The organism is Planococcus sp. YIM B11945 (assembly GCF_050864155.1).
GTDB lineage: Bacteria > Bacillota > Bacilli > Bacillales_A > Planococcaceae > Planococcus.
Map to the genome: position 1 here is coordinate 1 of NZ_JBOZWR010000001.1, position 22,674 is coordinate 22,674.

21 protein-coding genes, 20 tRNA genes, 2 rRNA genes and 1 riboswitch are annotated in these 22,674 nt (G+C 47.2%); of the genes, 37 read left to right on the plus strand and 6 right to left on the minus strand.

Going from position 1 to position 22,674, the window contains the following annotated elements:
- The 22 genes from ACRRQV_RS00005 to ACRRQV_RS00110 form a co-directional block, all read left to right on the plus strand.
- Nucleotides 1-119 (plus strand): 23S ribosomal RNA (locus ACRRQV_RS00005); the annotation flags it as partial.
- A gap of 131 nt (nt 120-250) precedes the next feature.
- A 5S ribosomal RNA gene (gene rrf, locus ACRRQV_RS00010) occupies nt 251-366 on the plus strand.
- Nucleotides 367-375: 9 nt separating this feature from the next.
- A tRNA-Val gene (locus ACRRQV_RS00015) sits at nt 376-451 on the plus strand.
- Between the two features lie 7 nt (nt 452-458).
- Nucleotides 459-534, plus strand: a tRNA-Thr gene (locus ACRRQV_RS00020).
- 7 nt (nt 535-541) lie between these two features.
- Nucleotides 542-617 (plus strand) — tRNA-Lys (locus tag ACRRQV_RS00025).
- Between the two features lie 22 nt (nt 618-639).
- Nucleotides 640-724, plus strand: a tRNA-Leu gene (locus ACRRQV_RS00030).
- 5 nt (nt 725-729) lie between these two features.
- Nucleotides 730-804: transfer RNA gene (locus ACRRQV_RS00035), tRNA-Gly, on the plus strand.
- A gap of 31 nt (nt 805-835) precedes the next feature.
- A tRNA-Leu gene (locus tag ACRRQV_RS00040) sits at nt 836-924 on the plus strand.
- Nucleotides 925-948: 24 nt separating this feature from the next.
- Nucleotides 949-1,025, plus strand: a tRNA-Arg gene (locus tag ACRRQV_RS00045).
- 27 nt (nt 1,026-1,052) lie between these two features.
- Nucleotides 1,053-1,129, plus strand: a tRNA-Pro gene (locus ACRRQV_RS00050).
- 7 nt (nt 1,130-1,136) lie between these two features.
- A tRNA-Ala gene (locus ACRRQV_RS00055) sits at nt 1,137-1,212 on the plus strand.
- Between the two features lie 20 nt (nt 1,213-1,232).
- A tRNA-Met gene (locus ACRRQV_RS00060) sits at nt 1,233-1,306 on the plus strand.
- Between the two features lie 8 nt (nt 1,307-1,314).
- Nucleotides 1,315-1,391, plus strand: a tRNA-Ile gene (locus ACRRQV_RS00065).
- 15 nt (nt 1,392-1,406) lie between these two features.
- Nucleotides 1,407-1,499 (plus strand) — tRNA-Ser (locus ACRRQV_RS00070).
- Nucleotides 1,500-1,661: 162 nt separating this feature from the next.
- Nucleotides 1,662-1,738, plus strand: a tRNA-Met gene (locus ACRRQV_RS00075).
- Between the two features lie 3 nt (nt 1,739-1,741).
- A tRNA-Asp gene (locus ACRRQV_RS00080) sits at nt 1,742-1,817 on the plus strand.
- 20 nt (nt 1,818-1,837) lie between these two features.
- Nucleotides 1,838-1,913, plus strand: a tRNA-Phe gene (locus ACRRQV_RS00085).
- Nucleotides 1,914-1,917: 4 nt separating this feature from the next.
- A tRNA-Gly gene (locus ACRRQV_RS00090) sits at nt 1,918-1,991 on the plus strand.
- A 14-nt stretch (nt 1,992-2,005) separates the two neighbouring features.
- Nucleotides 2,006-2,082: transfer RNA gene (locus ACRRQV_RS00095), tRNA-Ile, on the plus strand.
- A gap of 1 nt (nt 2,083) precedes the next feature.
- Nucleotides 2,084-2,158: transfer RNA gene (locus tag ACRRQV_RS00100), tRNA-Asn, on the plus strand.
- A 4-nt stretch (nt 2,159-2,162) separates the two neighbouring features.
- Nucleotides 2,163-2,253, plus strand: a tRNA-Ser gene (locus ACRRQV_RS00105).
- A gap of 6 nt (nt 2,254-2,259) precedes the next feature.
- A tRNA-Glu gene (locus ACRRQV_RS00110) sits at nt 2,260-2,331 on the plus strand.
- A 313-nt stretch (nt 2,332-2,644) separates the two neighbouring features.
- Here the strand turns inward: ACRRQV_RS00110 and ACRRQV_RS00115 are convergent.
- Complete coding sequence (locus ACRRQV_RS00115; protein ID WP_432526414.1) at nt 2,645-3,565, minus strand: 1,4-dihydroxy-2-naphthoate polyprenyltransferase; 921 nt, start codon at nt 3,563-3,565, stop codon at nt 2,645-2,647.
- Nucleotides 3,566-3,726: 161 nt separating this feature from the next.
- Between ACRRQV_RS00115 and ACRRQV_RS00120 the strand changes: the two genes are divergently transcribed.
- The 9 genes from ACRRQV_RS00120 to ACRRQV_RS00160 all read left to right on the plus strand — a co-directional run bounded on the left by ACRRQV_RS00120 (nt 3,727) and on the right by ACRRQV_RS00160 (nt 12,941).
- Nucleotides 3,727-5,118 carry an isochorismate synthase gene (locus ACRRQV_RS00120; RefSeq protein ID WP_432526416.1) on the plus strand — a complete coding sequence of 464 codons (1,392 nt, stop codon included), beginning with the start codon at nt 3,727-3,729 and terminating at the stop codon, nt 5,116-5,118.
- The gene (gene menD, locus ACRRQV_RS00125) at nt 5,105-6,811 is read left to right on the plus strand and encodes a 2-succinyl-5-enolpyruvyl-6-hydroxy-3-cyclohexene-1-carboxylic-acid synthase (protein ID WP_432526418.1); all 1,707 of its coding nucleotides are present in this window, start codon (nt 5,105-5,107) and stop codon (nt 6,809-6,811) included. Before ACRRQV_RS00120 ends, menD begins: the two co-directional genes overlap by 14 nt.
- A complete protein-coding gene (gene menH / locus ACRRQV_RS00130; RefSeq protein ID WP_432526420.1) occupies nt 6,802-7,614 on the plus strand; it encodes a 2-succinyl-6-hydroxy-2,4-cyclohexadiene-1-carboxylate synthase in 813 nt (270 codons plus the stop codon). Before menD ends, menH begins: the two co-directional genes overlap by 10 nt.
- Before the next feature lie 11 nt (nt 7,615-7,625).
- Nucleotides 7,626-8,444 (plus strand): 1,4-dihydroxy-2-naphthoyl-CoA synthase, encoded by an 819-nt coding sequence (gene menB / locus ACRRQV_RS00135; protein ID WP_432526422.1) that lies wholly within the window; start codon nt 7,626-7,628, stop codon nt 8,442-8,444.
- A gap of 64 nt (nt 8,445-8,508) precedes the next feature.
- Nucleotides 8,509-9,942 carry an o-succinylbenzoate--CoA ligase gene (locus ACRRQV_RS00140; RefSeq protein WP_432526424.1) on the plus strand — a complete coding sequence of 478 codons (1,434 nt, stop codon included), beginning with the start codon at nt 8,509-8,511 and terminating at the stop codon, nt 9,940-9,942.
- On the plus strand, nt 9,933-10,997 hold the full coding sequence (gene menC / locus ACRRQV_RS00145) for an o-succinylbenzoate synthase (protein WP_432526426.1): 1,065 nt from the start codon (nt 9,933-9,935) through the stop codon (nt 10,995-10,997). The genes ACRRQV_RS00140 and menC overlap by 10 nt, the downstream gene beginning before the upstream one ends.
- Nucleotides 10,998-11,087: 90 nt before the next feature.
- Nucleotides 11,088-11,747 (plus strand): MOSC domain-containing protein, encoded by a 660-nt coding sequence (locus tag ACRRQV_RS00150; protein WP_432526428.1) that lies wholly within the window; start codon nt 11,088-11,090, stop codon nt 11,745-11,747.
- Between the two features lie 72 nt (nt 11,748-11,819).
- Nucleotides 11,820-12,539, plus strand: coding sequence for an AAA family ATPase (locus ACRRQV_RS00155; RefSeq protein ID WP_432526430.1), 720 nt, complete (start codon nt 11,820-11,822; stop codon nt 12,537-12,539).
- Nucleotides 12,540-12,941: a group-specific protein gene (locus ACRRQV_RS00160; protein WP_432526432.1), complete on the plus strand. Its 402-nt coding sequence runs from the start codon at nt 12,540-12,542 to the stop codon at nt 12,939-12,941.
- Between the two features lie 35 nt (nt 12,942-12,976).
- Here the strand turns inward: ACRRQV_RS00160 and ACRRQV_RS00165 are convergent, their stop codons facing one another.
- The 3 genes from ACRRQV_RS00165 to yidD all read right to left on the minus strand — a co-directional run bounded on the left by ACRRQV_RS00165 (nt 12,977) and on the right by yidD (nt 14,721).
- Complete coding sequence (locus ACRRQV_RS00165; protein ID WP_432526434.1) at nt 12,977-13,360, minus strand: iron chaperone; 384 nt, start codon at nt 13,358-13,360, stop codon at nt 12,977-12,979.
- A gap of 94 nt (nt 13,361-13,454) precedes the next feature.
- The gene (locus ACRRQV_RS00170; protein ID WP_432526436.1) at nt 13,455-14,402 is read right to left on the minus strand and encodes a metal ABC transporter solute-binding protein, Zn/Mn family; all 948 of its coding nucleotides are present in this window, start codon (nt 14,400-14,402) and stop codon (nt 13,455-13,457) included.
- A gap of 88 nt (nt 14,403-14,490) precedes the next feature.
- Nucleotides 14,491-14,721 carry a membrane protein insertion efficiency factor YidD gene (yidD, locus tag ACRRQV_RS00175; protein WP_432526438.1) on the minus strand — a complete coding sequence of 77 codons (231 nt, stop codon included), beginning with the start codon at nt 14,719-14,721 and terminating at the stop codon, nt 14,491-14,493.
- A 110-nt stretch (nt 14,722-14,831) separates the two neighbouring features.
- On the opposite strand from yidD, the gene ACRRQV_RS00180 reads away from it, so the two are divergent.
- The 3 genes from ACRRQV_RS00180 (at nt 14,832) to ACRRQV_RS00190 (ending at nt 16,564) form a co-directional block, all read left to right on the plus strand.
- Complete coding sequence (locus ACRRQV_RS00180; protein ID WP_432526440.1) at nt 14,832-15,278, plus strand: Dps family protein; 447 nt, start codon at nt 14,832-14,834, stop codon at nt 15,276-15,278.
- A gap of 67 nt (nt 15,279-15,345) precedes the next feature.
- Nucleotides 15,346-15,807 carry an RNA deprotection pyrophosphohydrolase gene (gene ytkD / locus ACRRQV_RS00185; protein ID WP_432526442.1) on the plus strand — a complete coding sequence of 154 codons (462 nt, stop codon included), beginning with the start codon at nt 15,346-15,348 and terminating at the stop codon, nt 15,805-15,807.
- On the plus strand, nt 15,788-16,564 hold the full coding sequence (locus tag ACRRQV_RS00190) for an alpha/beta hydrolase family protein (RefSeq protein WP_432526444.1): 777 nt from the start codon (nt 15,788-15,790) through the stop codon (nt 16,562-16,564). Before ytkD ends, ACRRQV_RS00190 begins: the two co-directional genes overlap by 20 nt.
- A gap of 114 nt (nt 16,565-16,678) precedes the next feature.
- Here the strand turns inward: ACRRQV_RS00190 and pckA are convergent, their stop codons facing one another.
- Nucleotides 16,679-18,268 carry a phosphoenolpyruvate carboxykinase (ATP) gene (gene pckA, locus ACRRQV_RS00195; RefSeq protein ID WP_432526446.1) on the minus strand — a complete coding sequence of 530 codons (1,590 nt, stop codon included), beginning with the start codon at nt 18,266-18,268 and terminating at the stop codon, nt 16,679-16,681.
- Nucleotides 18,269-18,504: 236 nt separating this feature from the next.
- Nucleotides 18,505-18,617: riboswitch (SAM riboswitch) on the plus strand.
- Between the two features lie 190 nt (nt 18,618-18,807).
- Between pckA and metK the strand changes: the two genes are divergently transcribed.
- The gene (gene metK, locus ACRRQV_RS00200) at nt 18,808-20,007 is read left to right on the plus strand and encodes a methionine adenosyltransferase (RefSeq protein ID WP_432527687.1); all 1,200 of its coding nucleotides are present in this window, start codon (nt 18,808-18,810) and stop codon (nt 20,005-20,007) included.
- A 164-nt stretch (nt 20,008-20,171) separates the two neighbouring features.
- Here metK and ACRRQV_RS00205 read toward each other — a convergent pair whose 3' ends face one another.
- A complete protein-coding gene (locus tag ACRRQV_RS00205; RefSeq protein ID WP_432526448.1) occupies nt 20,172-20,708 on the minus strand; it encodes a gamma carbonic anhydrase in 537 nt (178 codons plus the stop codon).
- Nucleotides 20,709-20,813: 105 nt separating this feature from the next.
- Here ACRRQV_RS00205 and ACRRQV_RS00210 point away from each other — a divergent pair, with 105 nt between their 5' ends.
- Together ACRRQV_RS00210 and ACRRQV_RS00215 are read left to right on the plus strand one after the other, a co-directional pair.
- A complete protein-coding gene (locus tag ACRRQV_RS00210) occupies nt 20,814-21,617 on the plus strand; it encodes an alpha/beta fold hydrolase (RefSeq protein WP_432526450.1) in 804 nt (267 codons plus the stop codon).
- An 18-nt stretch (nt 21,618-21,635) separates the two neighbouring features.
- Nucleotides 21,636-22,643 carry an LLM class flavin-dependent oxidoreductase gene (locus tag ACRRQV_RS00215; protein ID WP_432526452.1) on the plus strand — a complete coding sequence of 336 codons (1,008 nt, stop codon included), beginning with the start codon at nt 21,636-21,638 and terminating at the stop codon, nt 22,641-22,643.
- Nucleotides 22,644-22,674 lie beyond the last annotated feature (31 nt).

Here is a 22,674-nt window from a genome sequence, read left to right on the forward strand (position 1 = left end):
AGATTTCCCATTGCGCAAGCAAGTAAGATCCCTCAAAGACGATGAGGTAGATAGGTTCGAGGTGGAAGCGCGGCGACGCGTGCAGCTGACGAATACTAATCGATCGAGGACTTAACCAAAAAGGGCAGGCGTGCCCGCGTTTCGTTTCTAATGTCGGCTATCCAGTTTTGAAAGAACAAGTCCGGTTTTAAAAACCGCTTGCCAAACTCGCCAGAGTTGGTATAATAAGACTTGGCTTTCAAAAAAAGAGTCCAGTGATGATGGCAAAGAGGCCACACCCGTTCCCATCCCGAACACGGAAGTTAAGCTCTTTTGCGCCGATGGTAGTTGGGGGTTTCCCCCTGTGAGAGTAGGACGTCGCTGGGCATACATATTGGAGGATTAGCTCAGCTGGGAGAGCATCTGCCTTACAAGCAGAGGGTCGGCGGTTCGATCCCGTCATCCTCCACCATTTTTTCGCCGGAGTAGCTCAACTGGTAGAGCAACTGACTTGTAATCAGTAGGTTGAGGGTTCAAGTCCTTTCTCCGGCACCATTTGCACGAGCCATTAGCTCAGTTGGTAGAGCATCTGACTTTTAATCAGAGGGTCGAAGGTTCGAATCCTTCATGGCTCACCATTTTTTAATTTCATATTGCCACGCGGGTGTGGCGGAACTGGCAGACGCACTAGACTTAGGATCTAGCGCCTTCGGGCGTGGGGGTTCGACTCCCTTCACCCGCACCATTTTTGCGGAAGTAGTTCAGTGGTAGAACGCCACCTTGCCAAGGTGGAGGTCGCGAGTTCGAACCTCGTCTTCCGCTCCATTTTTTCAAATGCAATGCAAGCCGACCCTAAGCCGGGGTGGCGGAACTGGCAGACGCACAGGACTTAAAATCCTGCGGTAGGTGACTACCGTACCGGTTCGATTCCGGTCCTCGGCACCATTTTGTTTGCAAAAAACCACATACGCGCCCGTAGCTCAATTGGATAGAGTACTTGACTACGAATCAAGCGGTTAGAGGTTCGAGTCCTCTCGGGCGCGCCATATTTTTTCACACTCAGCAATTCAGTTCGGGAAGTAGCTCAGCTTGGTAGAGCACTTGGTTTGGGACCAAGGGGTCGCAGGTTCGAATCCTGTCTTCCCGACCATTACAACGGGGCCTTAGCTCAGCTGGGAGAGCGCCTGCCTTGCACGCAGGAGGTCAGCGGTTCGATCCCGCTAGGCTCCACCAACTATATATTTAAAGATCCTGGCGGCGTAGCTCAGCTGGCTAGAGCGTACGGTTCATACCCGTAAGGTCGGGGGTTCGATCCCCTCTGCCGCCACTTTTTTAGGACCTTTAGCTCAGTTGGTTAGAGCAGACGGCTCATAACCGTCCGGTCGCAGGTTCGAGTCCTGCAAGGTCCACCATTTATATATTAACCTGGAGGAATACCCAAGTTTGGCTGAAGGGATCGGTCTTGAAAACCGACAGGGGAGTCAAATCCCGCGGGGGTTCGAATCCCTCTTCCTCCTCCATATTTTTAAAATGGGTGGACAACTTTTTTAAAAGGAATTATCATTATCGCGGGGTGGAGCAACGAGCCGTACGAAGACGGCGAAGTAACATCGATGCAGGCGTCAGCCGAAGCAGATGTCCATTAAGCGTAAAGCATAACCAATCTTCGTAAATAATATTATCGCGGGGTGGAGCAGTTCGGTAGCTCGTTGGGCTCATAACCCAAAGGTCGCAGGTTCAAATCCTGCCCCCGCAACCAAATGGTCCCGTGGTGTAGCGGTTAACATGCCTGCCTGTCACGCAGGAGATCGCCGGTTCGATCCCGGTCGGGACCGCCATTTTTATCTTACATATATGTGGGTCAGTAGCTCAGTTGGTAGAGCATTAGATTGAAGCTCTAAGTGTCGGCGGTTCGACTCCGTCCTGACCCACCATATTGCGGGTGTAGTTTAGTGGTAAAACCTCAGCCTTCCAAGCTGATGATGAGGGTTCGATTCCCTTCACCCGCTCCATATTTTGTACATATGGGCCTATAGCTCAGCTGGTTAGAGCGCACGCCTGATAAGCGTGAGGTCGATGGTTCGAGTCCATTTAGGCCCACCATTCCGAAGTAGCTCAGTGGTAGAGCACCGCACTGTTAATGCGATGGTCGTAGGTTCGAGTCCTACCTTCGGAGCCATACTGGGGAAGTACTCAAGTGGCTGAAGAGGCGCCCCTGCTAAGGGTGTAGGTCGGGAAACCGGCGCGAGGGTTCAAATCCCTCCTTCTCCGCCAGTATATGGCCCCTTGGTCAAGCGGTTAAGACACCGCCCTTTCACGGCGGTAACACGGGTTCGAATCCCGTAGGGGTCATCCTTAAAATACCATGCATCTGATGCATGGTATTTTGTTTTGTCTAAAACTGCTTTTGTTATCGCTTTGCCAATCATTTTTAATTAAAGAGCGATTTTTGGTCTGCTGTCTATAAAACCTCCATTTGTAAATGAAAACGAGTTGATCAATAACTATCTAAAGGGAACAATAGAAGGTGAATGCATCAAAGAGAAAGACCTTCACAGTAATTCTTTAATAGCTTATGCGGATTCTAAGTGACAAGCTTTATATGTTTTAATTATAAAAAGAGACTGGCTTAGCAGCTATAATTTCTGCTAAAGCCAGTCTCTTTTTATAGGGTGAATAAATGATGGACTAAAAGCCCGATTCCTAAAAGGAAAGCGAATAGTGTATTGGTAATTCCTGTTGCTTTCATTGCAGGCATTACTTCTAAAGGTTCTGTATAGCGTTTAAAGGTCTTAACAACTTTCACAGCTTTTGGTGCGCTCAAAAATACGAGAAGCGTCCAAGGAGTGACAGCGCCCATAACTACTAATACCAGCACCCAAAGATACGACAAAGCGAAAAAGGCGAGCAGGATATTAACAGCAGTTGGGCGTCCTACTAAAATAGCCAACGTTTTACGGCCGCTTGCAGCATCTCCGACCATATCCCGAATGTTATTGGTTAACATTATAGCTGCAACTAGAAGAGTGCTTGGTACTGCAAGCAATGAAGCAGTGGTGGTCACTTCGCCGGTTTGAATAAAAAAGGCAATGATGACAATCAAGTAACCCATAACGACACCGGAAAATAGTTCGCCAAAAGGTGTGTAAGCTATGGGATACGGGCCGCCGGTGTACAAATAGCCGATTGACATGGCGATTCCGCCAACGAGCAATAGCCACCAGCTTGTCTGAGAACAAATCCAAATGCCGATAATGCCGGCGATAACATATAACATCAATGCTAAAGTTAGGACGGTTTTAGGCTTGACGCCGTTGCGGACAATGGCGCCGCCGATACCGACGGATTTTTCGTTATCCAGCCCTCTTGCAAAATCATAATACTCGTTGAACATATTGGTGGCTGCTTGAATCAGCAAACTGGCAACCAGCATAGCCAAAAACAACAGCCAGTCGATTGATGAAGACTGATCGAGCGCAATCATCGTTCCTAAAAATACTGGGGCGAAAGAAGCGGTCAAGGTATGGGGGCGGGTTAATTGCCACCAGACGCGCCAGCCTTGGTCTGCTTGAATCGAATGTGTCATGTTTATCTCTCCTTTGATTCTTTCCACTCTATATTGTACTGCAAAAACGGCTGAGTGACAGCAAATGGTGTGCCGATTTTTCGAGAAAAGAGTATGATAGAGAATAGAGATTAAAAAGTGAAGCAGTTTAGTAACAGCTGTTTGAAAACGGAGGTAATTTGGTGAATTCACAATCGTATTCATCGACCGATAAATATGAAGATACGCGGTTTTTAGCGTATCGCTTTTTTACTGAAACTATTGAAGTATCCGGATTGTCTGCATTGGCTTTTTTTGAAGCAGGAAAAGAACGCTTCACAGGAAAACGGATGTTTTGGCAAAACCGGGAAAAGACGTTTACGATGGCAGGGTTAGGCCATGCCTATACGTTAACGACAACAAATCATCACGGACGGTTTGAGGAAATTAAACAGGATTGGCAAAGCTTGTGCAAGCAAATCGTTAATAAAGAGCAATCCATTCAACCGGTTTTATTCGGCGGATTCTCGTTTGATCCATTGAATAAAATGCAAAGCGTATGGACGCATTTTCCGGACGCTTATTTTGCGGTTCCGACCTTTCAGCTGCTTGTCAAAGATGGCCGCTCATACATTAGCATTCATTTGGTCAGCAAGAAAGAAGAAGCTGGGGACGATTTTTCAGTACTGAGAAAAGAACGTGATATGCTTGTTCGCGCAGCTAAAGCAGCAGAGCAGAAAAACTACATCAAACCGGCAGCGTTTAACCGGCAAGAAGTGAAAAAAGATGAGTATTTGGAATCAATTAAAAAAGTGACGGCGATCATCAAAGCGAAACAAGCGGATAAGGTAGTGATTGCAAGATCTTTAAAATTAACGTTTGACCAAACGCTTTCGGCATCTTCGGTGTTGAACCAAGTGGCAACCGAACAACCGGAAAGCTTTTTGTTCGGTTTTGAAGCAGAAGACCAGTTTTTCTTCGGCGCGAGTCCGGAACGATTGGTGAAAGTGGAAGCTCGTAAAGCGTTGTCGACTTGTTTGGCAGGATCGACGCCGCGCGGAACAACACAAGAAAAAGATGAAGAATTGGGCAGAACGTTGCTTGCAGACCGAAAAAACCGTTCCGAGCACCAGTATGTGGTCAACATGATCAATAATGTCTTTAACGAGCACTGCCAGGAAGTTGTGGTCCCGAAAGCGCCACGTTTGATGAAAATCCGCGATATCCAGCACCTGTATACACCGGTTCAAGGCAAATTGAATCCGCAGTCGACGCTGCTTGATTTGGTGCGTGATTTACATCCGACGCCTGCATTGGGCGGAGAGCCGAAACAAGCGGCGCTCAGCTTGATCCGCCAGTATGAAACGATGAACCGCGGCTATTACGCTGCACCGATCGGCTGGATAGATGCAAGTGGGGACGGCGAATTTGCAGTGGCAATTCGTTCAGCGTTTGTAAATGGAAAAGAAGCTTACTTATATGCAGGAGGTGGAATTGTTGAAGATTCTACCCCTGAATCAGAGTACGAAGAAACTTGGGTCAAGTTCCGGCCGATGCTCCGTACGCTTGGAGGTCAATTAAGTGACAAATCGTGAATTTTTAACGGAATATGTATCTGCTTTTACGCATTCTATCGTGCATTTAGGAGTGAAGAATGCGGTGATCAGCCCGGGATCCCGGTCGACGCCTCTTGCCTATGCATGCATGAAGCAAGAAGGATTGACGGTGTACCGCCAAATAGATGAACGTTCAGCCGCTTATTTTGCGCTTGGCTTAGCAAAAGCTTCTAGGGAGCCGGTTATGCTTCTTTGCACATCGGGAACGGCTGCTGCCAATTATTTCCCGGCTATTGTCGAAGCCTATTACGCACGAATTCCCCTTATTGTCGTAACGGCGGATCGACCACATGAATTGCGGGATGTCGGCGCGCCACAAGCTATCAATCAAATCAATTTGTTCGGGTCGCATGTGAAATGGTCGGTTGATTTGCCGATGCCGGAACTGGACAATCGCTTGGATTTCCTCGGTCGCCATTTGCACCGTTCGGTCGCCTCTGCGAAAACGGAACCAAAAGGGCCGGTCCACATCAATGTGCCTTTTCGGGAGCCGCTGCGCATTGATTTTGAACAGCATTACGAAAGCCAAGGGGAAATTGCGCATTTCGGCGCTGCAACTGCTTTAACGAATGAAGCGGAAGTATTTTTGCAGGACGTGCTGAAACAGGAAAAAGGGCTTTTGGTGATGGGCGAAATGACTGCACCGGTTTCACAGGAATTTTGGCAGTTTGTCCAAAAATTGCAATGGCCGGTGCTGGCAGATCCATTGTCCAATTTGCGGGCTAAAATTGATCCTTCTTGCAAGGATTTAATCATTGATTCGTATGATGCATTATTGAAAAATAAACTCTTTAAAGACGAAATGGTGCCGGATGTTGTAATCCGTGTTGGGCCGCAGCCGGTTTCAAAGCCGCTGTCGCTGTATTTGACTGCCGTTCGGCCAAAAACTTATGTAGTTTTTGACGAAAGCGCAATGGTGCGGGATGCGCAATCGGTTGTTACGCATCATATCCAGGCTTCTGCAGATAATTTATGGCAACTGCCAATCAAAGCAAAGCCGGCATCAGAATACCGGCTGAAATGGACCGGGGCGTCTGAAATTTTTTGGCGCGTGATGGAACAGCATTGTGAAGAAGAACTGGATGAAGGCGTTTTGGCAAAAGTTTTCTTTGACGAATTGGATGCGTGCGACATGGTCGTCGGCAGCAGTATGCCGATACGCGACGTGGATACGTTTTTTAAAGCGACCCAGCGCGACATCCGCATTTTTGCCAACCGCGGAGCGAATGGCATTGACGGCGTGGTATCGACCGCATTTGGCGTTCAGGCAGCAGGAAAACGCCCGGCGTATTTGTTTATCGGTGATTTGTCGTTTTTGCATGACATGAACGGCTTGATTGCATCAAAAATGCAGCAGACGGATTTGACGATTGTTATCATGAACAACGATGGCGGCGGAATCTTCTCGTATTTGCCCCAGTCACAGGAAGAACGCCATTTTGAAGAGCTGTTCGGCACGCCGACCGGCCTGACGTTCAGCGACGCAGCAAACATGTACGACACGGAGTACGCGGCTGTGCACACGAAAACGCAATTAGCGGATGCGCTGCAGACGGAAAAAACAAAATCTGTGAAAATCATTGAAGTGTTTACCGACCGGCAGGAAAATGTGCTGGTGCACCGCAAATTGTGGAGCCGGTTTGATGAGGAGCTGGCGAAGCAATGGACCTGACAGCAAATGGTGTCCGCTACCATGTGGAAATAGTCAATGAAACGAAAAAGCCCACGCTGGTTTTTTTGCACGGTTTTACGGGAAGTTCAAAAACCTGGCTTCCGGTAATTGCTCGCTTGCAGGAGTTTAAGATTGTCTTGGTCGATTTGATTGGCCATGGACAGACCGACAGCCCTGAGCAAGTTGAGAAATATGCCATGGCTCAGCAACTAAACGATTTGGAAGAGCTGTTTGCCCAATTGGAATTGGAGCAGTTTATGCTTGTGGGTTATTCGATGGGTGGCCGCACGGCTCTTGCCTATGCGTGCACGTATCCAGAGCGAGTAGAAGCGCTAGTTTTAGAAAGTGCGTCTCCGGGGCTGCGAACTCAAGAAGAGCAAAAACAGCGGCGGACAAATGATGCAATGCTTGCTGAACGGCTACTGAAAGACGGCGTGCCGGCGTTTGTGGATTTCTGGGAAAACATTGAGCTGTTTGACAGCCAAAAACATTTGCCGGATTCTGTTAAGCGAGCGGTTCGCGAAGAACGGTTGGCACAGCATCCGGTCGGCCTCGCCAATAGTTTGCTCGGCATGGGAACTGGTTCGCAAGAGTCGTATTGGGGCCAGCTTGAAGACATGCGGATGCCGGTTTTATTGGTGGCAGGGGCGCTGGATCCGAAGTTTATGGGGATTGCAAAAGCGATGCAGGAGCGGATTCGGGATGCGCAATTTAAAGTTGTGCAGGCGGGGCATGCAATTCACGTGGAAAAACCGCTTGAGTTTGCTACAATAGTAGAGGAGTATTTGCTACTAAAATTTTGAGGAGGAACATCATGACTCGAGAATGGGTTACAGAACGTACATATGAAGATATTAAATACGAAACGTACAACGGCATTGCCAAAGTGACGATCAACCGTCCGGAAGTGCGCAACGCATTCCGTCCAAAAACGGTCCATGAAATGATCGATGCATTTTCACGTGCACGTGATGATTCAAAAGTAGGCGTCATCATCTTAACGGGTGAAGGCGAAAAAGCTTTCTGTTCAGGCGGCGACCAATCCGTCCGCGGACACGGCGGCTATGTGGGAGAAGATGAGATTCCACGCTTGAACGTATTGGATCTGCAGCGCTTGATCCGTGTCATTCCAAAACCGGTAGTGGCAATGGTTGCAGGTTTTGCAATCGGCGGCGGGCATGTTTTGCACGTGGTTTGCGATTTGACGATTGCTGCGGACAACGCACGTTTCGGCCAAACTGGACCGCGCGTCGGTTCGTTTGATGCTGGATACGGTTCTGGCTATTTGGCTCGCATCATCGGGCATAAAAAAGCGCGCGAAATCTGGTATTTGTGCCGTCAGTACGATGCACAAGAAGCACTTGATATGGGCTTAGTCAATACGGTTGTTCCTTATGAGCGCCTTGAAGACGAAACGGTTCAATGGTGTGAGGAAATGCTTGAAATGAGCCCGACTGCACTTCGTTTTGTTAAAGCTGCGATGAATGCTGATACCGATGGCCTTGCTGGACTTCAGCAAATGGCTGGAGACGCAACATTGCTTTACTACACAACAGACGAAGCGAAAGAAGGCCGCGATGCGTTTAAAGAAAAACGCAAACCGGATTTCGGTCAATTCCCTCGTTTCCCGTGATTTTGAATAATTGAAAGCTGTCCTCTTCTGGGGACGGCTTTTTTTAAAGAAAGGATTTTTTAGCATGATGTACCCAAACTGGCTATCACAGCGGGCTTATTTAAGCGGCGGGCGAATGGCGCTGTCGTTTGAAGACCGGGAATGGACATTTTCGGAAATCAATGCCATTGCCTTAACCTATGCTGCAAAAATAACGGCGCTTGGTGTGAATAAAACCTCCCGCGTCGCTATTCTTTCCAAATCGCATCCGGAATTTGTTTTTGTCATGTATGGCTGCCTTCATATCGGCTGTGAAATGGTCATGCTCAATGAGCGGCTGGCAAAAGCTGAGCTGGCTTATCAAATCGAAGATTCGGCAGCGGATTTTGTCTTGGTGGATGACCAGCTGCAGGAAAAAATTGATGCGGCAAGCCTTCTTTTATTCAGCGAAGTTAACGAAGCGGCTCCGGGTGAATTTGCTCCGCAGGAGGAATGGGCGCAGGAGCAGACCATTTCGATCATGTACACGTCCGGGACGACAGGAAATCCAAAAGGCGTGAGGCAAACGGCGGAAAACCATTTTTCCAGTTCGGTGTCGTCGGCGTTGAATATCGGGATTTCACCGGATGATGTGTGGTTGTGCTTTATGCCGTTGTTCCATATCAGCGGGTTTTCGATTTTGATGCGTTCGCTGATTTACGGCATGGGCGTCCGGCTTCATGCGAAATTCGATGCGATGGCTGCTGCTGAAGAACTAGAAAAAGGCAGTGTCACCCATATGTCAGTCGTCGGCGTGATGATGGAGAGGATCCTCACCGTGCTTGATGAGCAACATATGTCGGTGTCGCCGCGCTTTAAATCGATTTTGGCTGGCGGCGGCCCTGTGCCCGTCACTTATATTGAACGGGCATCGGCATACAGCATTTCCGTCTTGCAAACGTACGGCATGACGGAAACAAGTTCACAAACGACGACCTTGCAGCCTGCAGATGCCGCCCGAAAAATCGGTTCTTCCGGCAAGCCGCTGTTTTTGTATGGCGTGAAAATTGAAGGGGCCGCAGCTCCTGGCGAAACCGGGGAAATTTTAATCCGCGGGCCACAAGTGACACCCGGTTATATCGGCCGTTTCTCGGAGCGGCCTGTAGAAGAAGACGGCTGGCTGCATACGGGAGACGTCGGATACATGGACACGGAAGGGTTTTTATTTGTCGTCGACCGGCGTTCGGATTTGATCGTTTCCGGTGGGGAAAACATTTACCCGGCGGAAATCGAGAAAGTGCTGCTCGCTCATCCTTTCGTACGCGAAGCAGGTGTCTGCGGTGTGCCAAATGAAAAATGGGGAGAAGTTCCGGCGGCTTATGTGGTCCTCAGCCAGGAAATGGACATGGACGAACTGATCGTATTTTGCCGGGAACGGCTCGCATCCTATAAAGTGCCGAAATCAATCCGTGCAGTGGAGTCGCTGCCGCGCAACGCTTCGAATAAATTGCTTAGAAGAGAGCTGAAGGCATGGACGTAAGCATTTCAACCATCGAGCTTTATTCGGTAAAAAAGCCGCTGAAACGGCCGTTCAAGACATCTTTGCAATTTGTCGAAGAGCGCGAAAGCATCTTCATCAAAATCACAGATAGCGGCGGCCTTGAAGGATACGGGGAATGCGTGGCGTTTTCCACTCCTTGGTACACGGAAGAAACGGTCGCCAGCTGCCGGTTTGTGTTGGAGCAAGTGCTTGTCCCCTTATTCTCCAATCAAAACTTGAATGATCCGAGAGAAGCGAGTGAACGAATGCGCCATGTTAAAGGCAACCGCATGGCCAAAGCCGGCATTGAAATGGCTATATGGGATTTATTCGCAAAAAAACAAGGCGTGCCGCTTTGGAAACTGGTGGGCGGGGTCCAGAAATCCATACCGGCGGGTGTCGTCGTAGCAGCCGATGAAGAAAAAATTGTGGAGCAAGTCCGTGATGCTGCAAAAAACGGCTACAAGCGCATAAAAATAAAGATAAACCCGGCCACAAATGTCGAAATGCTGAAACAAGTGGTTAAAGAGTATCCGGATCTATTGTTTTTTGCGGATGCCAATGGCGGGTTTAATGAAGAAACCTTCGAGCAGCTGCGGACGTTTGATGGTGTGGGCTTTGCTTTAATTGAACAACCGTTTGGCGAAGAAGAATGGCAGCTGCATGCACGGGCGAAAAGGGAAATGAAAACACCGATTTGTTTGGATGAAAGCATACGGAGTGTAGAAGATGTGCGCCGTATGATGGAGGCGCGAGCAGGCGACATCGTCGTTTTGAAAATGGGGCGGCTCGGCGGCTGGAGCGAAACCTTGAAAGTGGTTGAATTGTGCCGAGCACACGGCATCGGAATGTGGGTCGGAGGCATGATCGAGTTTGGCGTTTCCAAAGCGCATAATTTGGCGCTGGCGTCGTTGCCCGGCATCATCTTGCCCGGCGATTTTTCAGATTCCGGCCATTTTTGGCAGGAAGACGTCATCACACCGGAAATCCATGTGGCAAACGGCGAGATCCAGCTTAGTGTTGAAAACGGCATTGGATACCAAGTGAAGATTTAAGCAGTAAGCCTGAATTCAACGAGAATTCAGGCTTTTTCTATGTTACCATGGCAGTATAGATGGTTTTTAGTGAAAGCGGGGATAGGCAATATGGCAACTATTGAAATTAAAAACTTGGCGATTGGCTTGCCGGAAACGATGAAGTATGGCGAAGGAAAAGAGATGCTTACCGCGATTCGCAAGAAGCAGGTGGAAGAAGTATTTCTATCAAAAGAAAGTTTTCAAGGCGATCAAGTAGCCGACTTAAAACACCACGGCGGCCCAGACCGCGCCGTGTGCATTTATCCGTATGAACATTATGCACGCTGGGAAAACGCATTCGGCAAACCTTTGCCAAATGCGACATTTGGCGAAAATGTGACCGCGACCAATATGCTTGAGGAAGATGTTTACATCGGCAACATTTATCAGCTGGGTGAAGCCTTGATTCAAGTGACGCAAGGACGCGTGCCATGCCATACAATTGACCGCTATGTGGATATGACGCCATTGATGAAAGCCATGATTAAAACTGGGTTTACTGGATTCATGTGCCGCGTATTGGAAGAAGGCAGTGTGCGTGCGGACGCTGAAATAAAACTAGTAGAAGCGAACCCTCAGAAAATTTCGGTGTGGTACACGAACGATGTTTATTTTCACCGGCCAAAAGACGTAGAAGGCATAAAGCAAATATTAGCGGTTCCGGAATTGGCCGATGAATGGCGCAATAAGTTTGAAACGCGGCTGAAAAAACTTAAAGGAATCAACTGAGTAGGAAGCGCAGTTGCTTTATTCATTTTAAGTTTTAAATAAATTACGCTGAAGCAGAAAGGAAGTGAATCGATGTTTTTGAAACGAATCAGCCTGTTGCGGGACAAGATAACGGATTTTGAACAATACCCGTTTAATATCCCGTCTTTGAAAAACTTTGAGCAGCTGGATTTAACGAGCGATGTGACATTTTTTGTCGGGGAAAACGGCTCCGGGAAGTCGACGCTTTTGGAAGCTGTTGCTGCAAAATGCGAATTTAATACAGCGGGCGGCGGGCGTAATAATTTTTATGAAGTTCCTTCAGCAGAAGCTGTATTGGGCGATTATCTCCGGTTGTCGTGGATGCCGAAAGTGACTAATGGCTTTTTCATGCGGGCGGAATCGTTTTATCATTTTGCGACGCATATTGATGAAATCGACAGCACCGGTTTTCAAGCGTACGGTGGGCGGTCGCTGCACCATCAATCGCACGGGGAATCGTTTATTTCGTTGTTCGCCAACCGTTTTAATGGCCGGGCGCTGTATTTGCTCGATGAGCCGGAAGCAGCGCTTTCGCCGCAGCGCCAGTTGGCGTTTCTCCGGATTTTGCATGACTTAACGAAACGGGAAAATTGCCAGTTTATTATCGCGACGCATTCGCCGATTCTTCTTGGATACCCCGATGCTCAAATTTTAAGTTTTGATGACGAAATCCAGGAAATGAGCTATGAAATGACCGATCACTATCAAATCACCAAGTATTTCTTGGACCACCGGGAACGCTTTTTAAAAGAATTGCTGGAGGATCAATAAATGAATTTTTACATAGCCTCAAGTTTTGCCAATGTCGAAGCGGTTTCGGTCGTCGGTGAGAAGCTCAATCAGCTTGGATATGTTCAGACTTACGATTGGACGCTGAACGGCCGGGCGTCCACCATTGGCCAATTGCAAAAAATCGGCGCATACGAAAGGCAAGCGGTTTTAGCTGCCGATTTTGTAGTGGTGTTGCTGCCTGCGGGGAAAGACAGCCATATTGAAATGGGCATTGCGCTCGGTGCTAATAAAAAAGTGTATTTGCATTCATTGACTGATGCGGTGATGGATGTTGAAACAACAAGCACGTTTTATCATTTGCCGGAAGTTGAAATTGTTATCGGGTCGCTTGATGATCTAGTGGAAGCAATCTGCACGGAAAAGCTTGGCTTGGAAGGTTGATATAAAAAGTGACAGGAAAAATGAAAGCACGGAAGCTACTGGCTCCCGTGTTTTTTTCCTTTTTTCCTGTTTTCATTTACTCGAAATTGGATAATTTCCCGAATCAGCTCATAAGGAAGCGGTTCGTCTAAAGGAAATTGGACACTTCCTTTGGCGTTTTTGTATACGGCCAAGCGGTCTTTGAAATAGTCGATTCCGTTGGGCGTCGGGTAAAAACCAATATGATGCTTGAAAGCAGCAAAATGCAGCAAGTTTCCATTTAATACAAAAGTGGGCATGGCATACTTGATCGTTTCTTGTGCTTCCGGAGCTTCTTCTTTCACGATTTCCCTCAAGATTTGCAGTTTTTCTTGAATTTCTGGAGAGAATTGCAGCATGTAGTCGTCAACGGAGTTGAAAGAAAGATTGTTGGTTTCCATCGTTTCTCCTCTTTCGTTTTAGACATCACGAGCGCTTATAAGCCCAGTATAAACAAAAAGGCGAATCCGTCTAGAGGGATTCGCCTTTTTGCTTTTATTTCATGACCGTTTCCAATACTTGAAGGTTTTTCTCCATCAAGGTGAAATAAGTTTCTTTGTTGTCGATGTTTTCTTGGGTCAAGACGCCGAGGTTGTGCATTTCCAATGCTTCTGCACCGACTTCTTTTTGAATGACTTCGGCCAAATTAGAAGAGACATTTTGTTCAAAAACGATGTAATTGATTTTTTTCTCTTTTGCTAAATCGACGATTTGGGTCAATTCTTTTTGTGACGGTTCGTCTTGGCTATTTAATCCTGCAACTGCGACTTGTTCAAAGCCGTACGGTTCAGCGATATAGCCGAATGCCGCATGCGACACAAAGAATGTCTTATTGGATACTTTGTTTGAAAGGTCAGTGAAGGACTGGTCCAATTGTTCAAGTTCTTCCACAAGTTTTGCATAATTGCTTTCAAACATTTCAGCACCTTCAGGATCTGCTTTCACCAACGAATCTTTGATGGATTCTGCCAGTTTTTGGCTCAAGACAGGCGACATCCAAACGTGGGGATCCGTATCGCCGTGGTTGTGTCCTTCGTGGTCTTCATGTTCGCCGTGCTCTTCTTCATGGGAATGTCCGGATTCCAGTTCTTCGTCTGAAATGGCATCGGCAGTCGCCACAAATTCCACGTCCTCGTTTTTCAAGGTTTTCTTCGCATTATCGATAAAGCCTTCAAGGCCCAGCCCGACATAAAACATCAAATCGGCTTCCGCGAGTGCAATCATGTCCTGCTGCGTTGGTTCGAATGTGTGTTCATTTGCTCCAGCCGGATAAACGGACTCGACGTTAACCCGTTCGCCGCCAATTTGTTCAGCAAAATAAGTGAGCGGATAAACGGTGGTGTAGACATGCAGCTTTCCGTCTTCTTCAGATCCGGTTTGTGGATTTTGTCCGCAGGCTGCTAATAATAAAATAAGGGCAAGTAATGGGACGAGCTTTTTCATATGAGGCCTCCAAATTGTAACGATTACGTTTTATTGACTAATCGTATGTTACACGAAAGGTTTCCAAAAAACAAGAAAAACCCCAAAATTATTTTTTGGGGGGCCATTCGTCCGGAACAAAATCGATTCCGCCTTTATGAAACGGATGGCAGCTCAAAATGCGTTTGATTGCCAAATAGCCGCCTTTTATTGCGCCGTGTTTTTCGACGGCTTCGATGCCGTAATGCGAGCAGGTCGGGTAAAATCGACAGCTCGGCGGGCTAAGCGGAGAAATGAAACGCTGGTAAAAACGAAACGTTTTTAAAAGCACGGTTTTCATGTTTTGTCAGCTTCTTTCAAGTAGTCTAAAGCTCTTAATGTTTATTGTAGGCAATTTAAAGGTATTAATAAAGTATAAGAACTTAATTAACTAATTGGAGAGTGATTGGAATGTCAAAGGAATTAAACCAAGAATTAAACGTGCAAGTCGCTACATGGTCGGTTGTTTATACGAAATTACATAACTACCATTGGTACGTAAAAGGCCATCAGTTCTTTACATTGCACGTGAAATTTGAAGAATTGTACAACGAAGCTACATTGCATATGGACGAAATCGCAGAACGCTTATTGGCGTTAGGCGGCAAACCGGTTGCTACAATGAAAGAACAATTGGAATTGTCAGTAGTTGAAGAAGCGACTAGCAAAGAAAGTTCGGATGAAATGGTTCAAACGGTTGTTTCGGATTACGATAAAATTATGAAATCATTAAAACGAGGCATGGAGCTCGCTGCTGAAGACGGCGACGACATGACGGAAGACATGTTGAATGCCATTCACCAAAACTTAGAAAAACATTCATGGATGCTGTCAGCATTCTTGGGTGAAAAGAAGTAAACTAAAGATACAAAAGCGTACGCTTGAACGTGAGTGTACGCTTTTTCTTATGGCTAAGAGGTGGACGATGATGGAATACAGAGATTTGAACGGCAATAAATGCGAATTGACTTTTCAACAAAATGCTTTCCCCATCGACAGCAAGCACGTATTGGTCATTGCAAAATACGGCAGCAGCTGGCTATTGACGAAACATGCAGTGAGAGGCTTGGAATTTCCAGGCGGCAAAGTGGAACCGGGTGAACGTTTACTCGGTGCAGCTCGAAGGGAAGTATATGAAGAAACTGGAGCGTTTGTCGAACAACTTGAATGGTTTGCGGAATACGTGGTTTATTCGGAAGAGCCGTTTTGCAAAACGGTCATGATCGGCACGGTGAGCCGAATGGAACCGATCGAGCTGATGGAGACAGAAGGCCCGGTTTTATTAGAAAAATTAGCAGTAGATGATTCGTTCAGTTTTTTAATGAAAGACGAAGGAATGCAGGCAATTATAGAGAAGGTGAAACAGCTTGGAAAATGGAACGATTGAATCGAGAAAAAGATACCCTTCGCCAAATCCGCATGTTTCCATTGAAGAAATCGTGTATTGGTCAGAAGGGCTGAAAGTAAAAGGCCTCTTGGCGAAACCGAAAGCGCCGGGTGACTACAGCGGCGTGTTGTATTTGCGGGGCGGCATCCAGTCGATCGGCATGGTCCGGCCGGCGCGCATCGCCCAGTTTGCATCGCAAGGCTTTGTCGTATTTGCTCCTTATTACCGCGGAAACCGCGGAGGGGAAGGGCGCGACGAATTTGCAGGCGCCGACCGGTGGGATGCGGTGTATGCTGTGGATGTGCTAAAAGCGCATTGCAACGGCAAGGTTCATTTGCTGGCATTTTCAAGAGGCGGCATCATGGCATTATGGACCGCGGTGCTTCGAGACGACATCACGTCCGTTGTGACTTGGGCAGGCGTGACCGATACGGTCTTGACGTATAAAGAGCGCCCCGATATGCGGCGTATGATGAAGCGCATTTATGGCGGCACGCCAAACACAGCGCTTGCGGCTTACGAAGAACGCAATCCATTGCTGCGGTTGGATGAAGCTACAGCCCCCATGTTGATCATACACGGATTGCAGGATGAAAACGTATCGCCTGGCCAGGCATATTTGCTTGAAGAAGCACTGAAACTGAACAACCAGCCGCACGAAACATGGTATTTCCCGGATTATACCCACTTTTTCCCGCCAGCGGCAAACCGCCGGACAGTCCGGGCGGCAGCGGAATGGATGCGGAGGCACGAGTGAAGTTCTTCAGCATCAACATGATTTTCCAATAAACTTTGAAAAAACCCTGTATCAGCAAAAGCGATACAGGGTTTTAAATCGTTTCTTATAAGTTTAAGATGGGTACTATAAGTTTTAGTTTTGAACAGGTCCGCCTTGTACAGCGATTTCAGGCGCGACAGTTCCGAACTTCTTGAAGTTTTCTTGGAATTGGCGAGCAAGATCTTGTGCTTTTTGGTCGTATGCTTCTTTGTCAGCCCAAGCTTTTCGTGGAGTCAATACTTCGGTCGGAACTCCAGGAACTTCTTTCGGGATTTCAAAGCCGAAAATCTCTTCTTTTTCCGTTTCAATATTGTTTAGCTCACCGTGGATTGCCGCACGCACCATTGTGCGTGTGTAAGACAATTTCATGCGGTTTCCGACGCCGTATTCGCCGCCAGTCCAGCCCGTGTTGACAAGGAAGACTTGGACGCCGTGCTCGTCGATTTTTTTGCCAAGCATTTCAGCGTAAACTGTTGCATGCAATGGAAGGAAAGGCGATCCGAAGCAAGTTGAGAACGTTGCTTCTGGAGCAGTGATGCCGCGCTCAGTTCCAGCAAGTTTAGATGTATAGCCGCTCAGGAAGTGGTACATCGCTTGTTCTTTCGTCAAATGGCTGATCGGAGGCAATACACCGAATGCGTCTGCAGTCAAGAAGACGATTGTTTTTGGATGTCCTGCAACTGAAGGGTCGACGATATTGTCGATTGCTTGAATTGGGTAAGCCGCACGCGTGTTTTCTGTCAATGAACCGTCTGCGTAATCCGGAATGCGTGTTTCTGGATCCACGACCACGTTTTCAAGAACCGATCCGAAACGGATGGCATCGTAAATTTGCGGTTCGTGTTCACGCGTCAAATTGATTGTTTTCGCGTAGCAGCCGCCTTCGATATTGAAGACGCCGTTGTCTGACCAGCCGTGCTCGTCGTCGCCGATCAATTTGCGGTTTTCGTCAGCAGATAGCGTCGTTTTTCCAGTGCCCGAAAGGCCGAAGAACAACGTAACGTCTCCTTCAGGGCCAACGTTTGCTGAGCAGTGCATTGGAAGAATGCCTTTTTCAGGCAAAATATGGTTCATAATAGAGAAGATCGATTTTTTCATTTCACCGGCATACTCCGTGCCGCCAATCAAAATGATGCGTTTTTCCATCGAAACGATGATAAACGTCTCAGAATCCGTGCCATCTACTGCTGGGTCCGCATGGAAGGTAGGGGCATAAACAACCGTAAAGTCTGCTTGATGTGCCGCCAGTTCTTCTGCATTCGGACGAATAAACAATTGATGAGCGAATAAATTATGCCATGCATATTCGTTGATTGTTTGAATAGAAAGGCGAGATTGGTGATCAGCTCCGGCAAACCCTTTAAAGACATATAAAGCATCTTTTTGTTTCAAGTGATTGATGACTTTCGTATAAAGGTTTTCAAAAATCTCAGAAGAAATTGGGCGGTTGACATTGCCCCAATCCACTTTGTTTTTCGTAATCTCCTCTTCTACGATATACTTGTCTTTAGGAGAACGTCCTGTGTATTTTCCTGTTTCAGCTTTGACAGCTCCATCAACGGTTAAAACCGCTTCACCGCGTGATGTTGCTTCTTCTACTAATTGAGGAACAGATAATTGAATGCGTACGTTAGGGCCATTCAATAAATCATTCAGGCCGCTTGCGAAGTTCACTGTATTCATATATATGTACCTTCCTTTTCGTGTATTCCCATGGAAATGGGGAGGAAATAGATTCGAAGATTAGTATAACACATTGTGCCCAATAGTCTATACTAATAGCTGCGGCAAATGCAAAATTTCCAATTCGTACATAATCCTTTATAAATAATAAAAGTTTTTGCTATTAAAAGATAGGAAATGCGAAAAAAAGTTGACATGAACTTGCACATTAAGTAAGATGGAAAATTGAACGGATACTCTTATTCCGAGCTGGTGGAGGGGGCAGGCCCTATGAAACCCGGCAACCTGCTGCAGGTGCAGCGAAGGTGCCAAACCTGAAACAAGGTGCAAAGTCCTTGGATGATAAGAGTGAAAGGTGCTTATGATGATTTTCCCTTTCCTTATGAACTAAAAGGAAGGGATTTTTTTGTGCAAATGCCCTTTATCCTCGTGTATAAAGGCCACAACGGCTTGAAGTCCATTTCAAATGGGCTTGACATGGGAAATGAGTATCAGATCAATTTCGGGAGCAATCTCGCAGGATATAAGGAGGAATACACATTTTGAAAAACCGTCGATTATTTACTTCAGAATCAGTAACAGAGGGCCATCCGGATAAAATCTGTGACCAAATCTCAGATGCCATCTTGGATGCGATTTTAACAGAAGATCCAAATGCTCGCGTAGCATGCGAAACAACTGTAACGACAGGGCTTGTCCTTGTAGCGGGAGAAATTACAACATCTACATATGTTGATATTCCGAAAGTCGTGCGTGAAACTGTCCGCGAAATCGGCTACACACGTGCAAAATATGGCTTTGACTCTGAAACAAGCGCAGTCTTGACTTCTATCGATGAGCAATCGCCTGATATCGCTGCTGGAGTTAACGTAGCGCTTGAATCGCGCGATGGACAAATGACTGATAAGGAACTGGACGATATCGGTGCAGGAGACCAAGGCCTCATGTTCGGTTTCGCTTGCAATGAAACAGAAGAATTGATGCCATTGCCGATTTCATTGGCCCATAAATTGGCGCGCCGTTTGGCAGAAGTGCGCAAAGAAGAAATTCTTCCTTACTTGCGCCCGGACGGCAAAACGCAAGTGACGATTGAATACGATGAAAACAACAAACCGCTTCGCGTGGATACGATTGTTATCTCTACTCAGCATCACCCAGAAGTGACGCTTGAGCAAATTCAGCGCAACATCAAGGAATATGTCATCAACGAAGTGGTGCCAGCGGAATTGATGGATGCAGAAACAAAATACTTCATCAATCCAACTGGACGTTTTGTTATTGGCGGACCACAAGGGGATGCGGGATTGACTGGCCGCAAAATCATCGTTGACACATATGGCGGTTACGCGCGCCACGGCGGCGGTGCTTTCTCTGGGAAAGACGCAACAAAAGTTGACCGTTCAGCTGCATACGCTGCGCGCTATGTTGCGAAAAACATTGTAGCTGCAGGACTTGCAGACCGTTGTGAAGTGCAATTGGCTTACGCAATCGGCGTTGCTCATCCGGTATCATTAGCATTCGATACATTCGGAACTGGCAAAGTCAGCGAAGAAACGTTGATCGATCTTGTCCGTGCAAACTTCGACTTGCGCCCGGCAGGCATCATCAAAATGCTTGACTTGCGCCGCCCGATCTACAAACAAACTGCAGCGTATGGCCACTTTGGCCGCACAGATGTAGATCTTCCATGGGAACGCACTGACAAAGCCGATTTGTTGAAAGAGCAAGCAGGCGTTTAATAGCAACTAGAAAAGACGATTCGGCATTTAGCTGAATCGTCTTTTTTGATTTACTGGCAATTGAATTTTGTTAGTTCTAAAGGTATGATTAATTTATTCGAATAAAAGACTAAAAATTCTAATAATAAAAATGAGAGAATATTCCTAGCGAAAATGCCTGTAATTTATTCACTGGCTGCCGAAGTTTTTGGCTGTTGCAACGATTTATAATAAGCGCCTTTTTCGGCGTACTCCCGGACGATTCGCTCCATGTCTTGTACATCATCTTCGCGGAGCTCGCGTACCACTTTGGCAGGGCGGCCAACTGCCAGCATGCCGGGCGGGATAACTTTGCCGGGCGGCACTAAACTGCCGGCGCCGATAAATGCGCCTTCACCGATTTCAGCACCGTCCATAATAATGGAGGACATGCCGATCAAAGCACCTTTTCGGATGGTGCAGCTATGGAGCATCGCTTGATGGCCGATGGTGACGTTGTCTTCAATCAATAAGGTTTTGCCCGGGCTTTGGTGAAGCACGCTCAAATCCTGGATGCTGACTTTTTTTCCGATAATCGTGGGGGCGACGTCACCGCGGATTACGGTGTTAAACCAAACCGATGACTCGGCTCCAATTGTCACGTCGCCTGTAATGGTGGCATAATCGGCAATAAAAACAGTAGGATCAATGGAAGGCTGTTTGTCTTTGAATGGATAGATCATAAAAAAACTCCTTTTAAAAGATGAACTTTTATTTAATCTTATCAAAACTAGGGTAAAGGTCAAACAGAGACAGTTCCGGCAATGCAGGGAAGGGAGGCGCGAGTGATGTGGAAATGGCAAGCGGTAGGCCAAGCAAAAGCGGTCATTGTTCTTATACATAATGCTTATGAGCACCATCTTCGGTACGCCTGGCAAATCGAGCAATGGCGGTCCGCAGATTTCCATGTTGTCATGGGGGACTTGCCGGGACACGGAGAGAAAATTTCAAAAGGGGCCATTCACGATGAAGCATTCAACGATTACGAAGAGTCGGTGCGCATGTCGATCAAAATTGCGATGGAGCATGAGCTGCCGGTTTTTGTAATAGCACATGGGCTTGGCGCCACATTGGCGATGAATGTGCTGGGCAAATATTCCGCTTCGATTGCGGGAGCTGTCTTTACATCTCCATGGCTGCGCCTTTTGAAAACGCCTGCGCCCGTATCCAATTCCTTGCCCGGACTGCACAAATTAATGTCGAATATTAAACTGGACCACGATATCCAAATCCGGAACCTGACACGGAATATTGAAGTGATGATGGTCGAAAATGATGATCCGTACTATCAAACGATGGTTACATCCGGATGGTATGCGGAATTACAAGCGTATATGAAACAGACTGAGCTTGGAAAAACGCGCTTTCCTGACATTCCGACGTTTGTCCAAACCGGTGAACACGATCAAATTGCAGACAAAGAAGCAGCAAAACTGTGGTTGAAACAGCAGAATCTGAGAGAATTTAGCTACAAGGAATGGAAGAATGGCTACCACGATTTGTTTCAAGAGCCAGAGAGGGAAGACATTTTCATATCGACGCATTTATTTGTTAAAAATATAATGCGCTCGCTTGGCTATTTGGTGGAATAGAAAGGACTTGGACAACTTATGGCATTAAAATACAGCATTCTCGATCAATCCCCTATTTCGGAAGGCAGCACCCCGCAAGAAGCGCTGAAACAGACGGCGCAACTGGCGGTCCATGCCGAGAAATGGGGCTATACGCGTTTTTGGGTATCTGAACACCACGACGCCACAACGCTTGCCGGCTCTTCTCCGGAAGTGCTCATTTCGCATTTGGGTGCCGTCACTAATACGATTCGTCTCGGATCTGGCGGCGTGATGCTGCCGCATTACTCGGCGTTCAAAGTGGCAGAAAATTTCAAGCTGCTCGAAGCGCTATATCCGGACCGCATCGATGTCGGAGTGGGGAGGGCACCAGGTGGCATGCCGCGCGCAAGCTATGCATTGAATGAAGGAAAGAAACGGGATATCAACCAATTTCCAACACAAATTGATGATCTCCGGATGTATTTGAACGATGCAATACCGGAAGAACATCCGTATTTCGGCATGAAAGCAACGCCGGTTACTGATGCAGCGCCGCCCATATGGGTTTTGGGATCCAGCCAAAGTTCGGCGGAACTCGCTGCTGAAAAAGGGCTGCCGTATATGTTTGCCCAGTTTATCAACGGCGAAGGCGGGCAAAGCTTCGCACGGACATATCGGGACCGCTTTGTTTCAACTGAGGAAAGCAAGCCTTACCAAGGCGTGGCGATATTCGTCGTCTGCCAGGAAACGGAAGAGAAAGCGGAATGGGTCGCTTCTTCGATGGACTTGGCACTTTGCATGGGCGCGCAGGCAATGCCGTCAAAAGGCACGCCGCCTCCGGAACGGGCAATGGCTTATCCGTATTCTAAATTCGAGCGTCTGCTCGTCGAGGAAAACCGCCGGCGGATGATTGTCGGCACACCGGAACAAGTAGCAGATCGATTGGAGGAGCTTGCCGCATCCTATGCGGCAGATGAAGTGATGCTCGTATCAATTGCTTATGACTTTGATGACAAATTAACGACGTTCCAGTTGATTGCGGAAGAAATGCAGAAACGCCAATAGCGTTATTACTGAATTTATCATCATCCTGCTT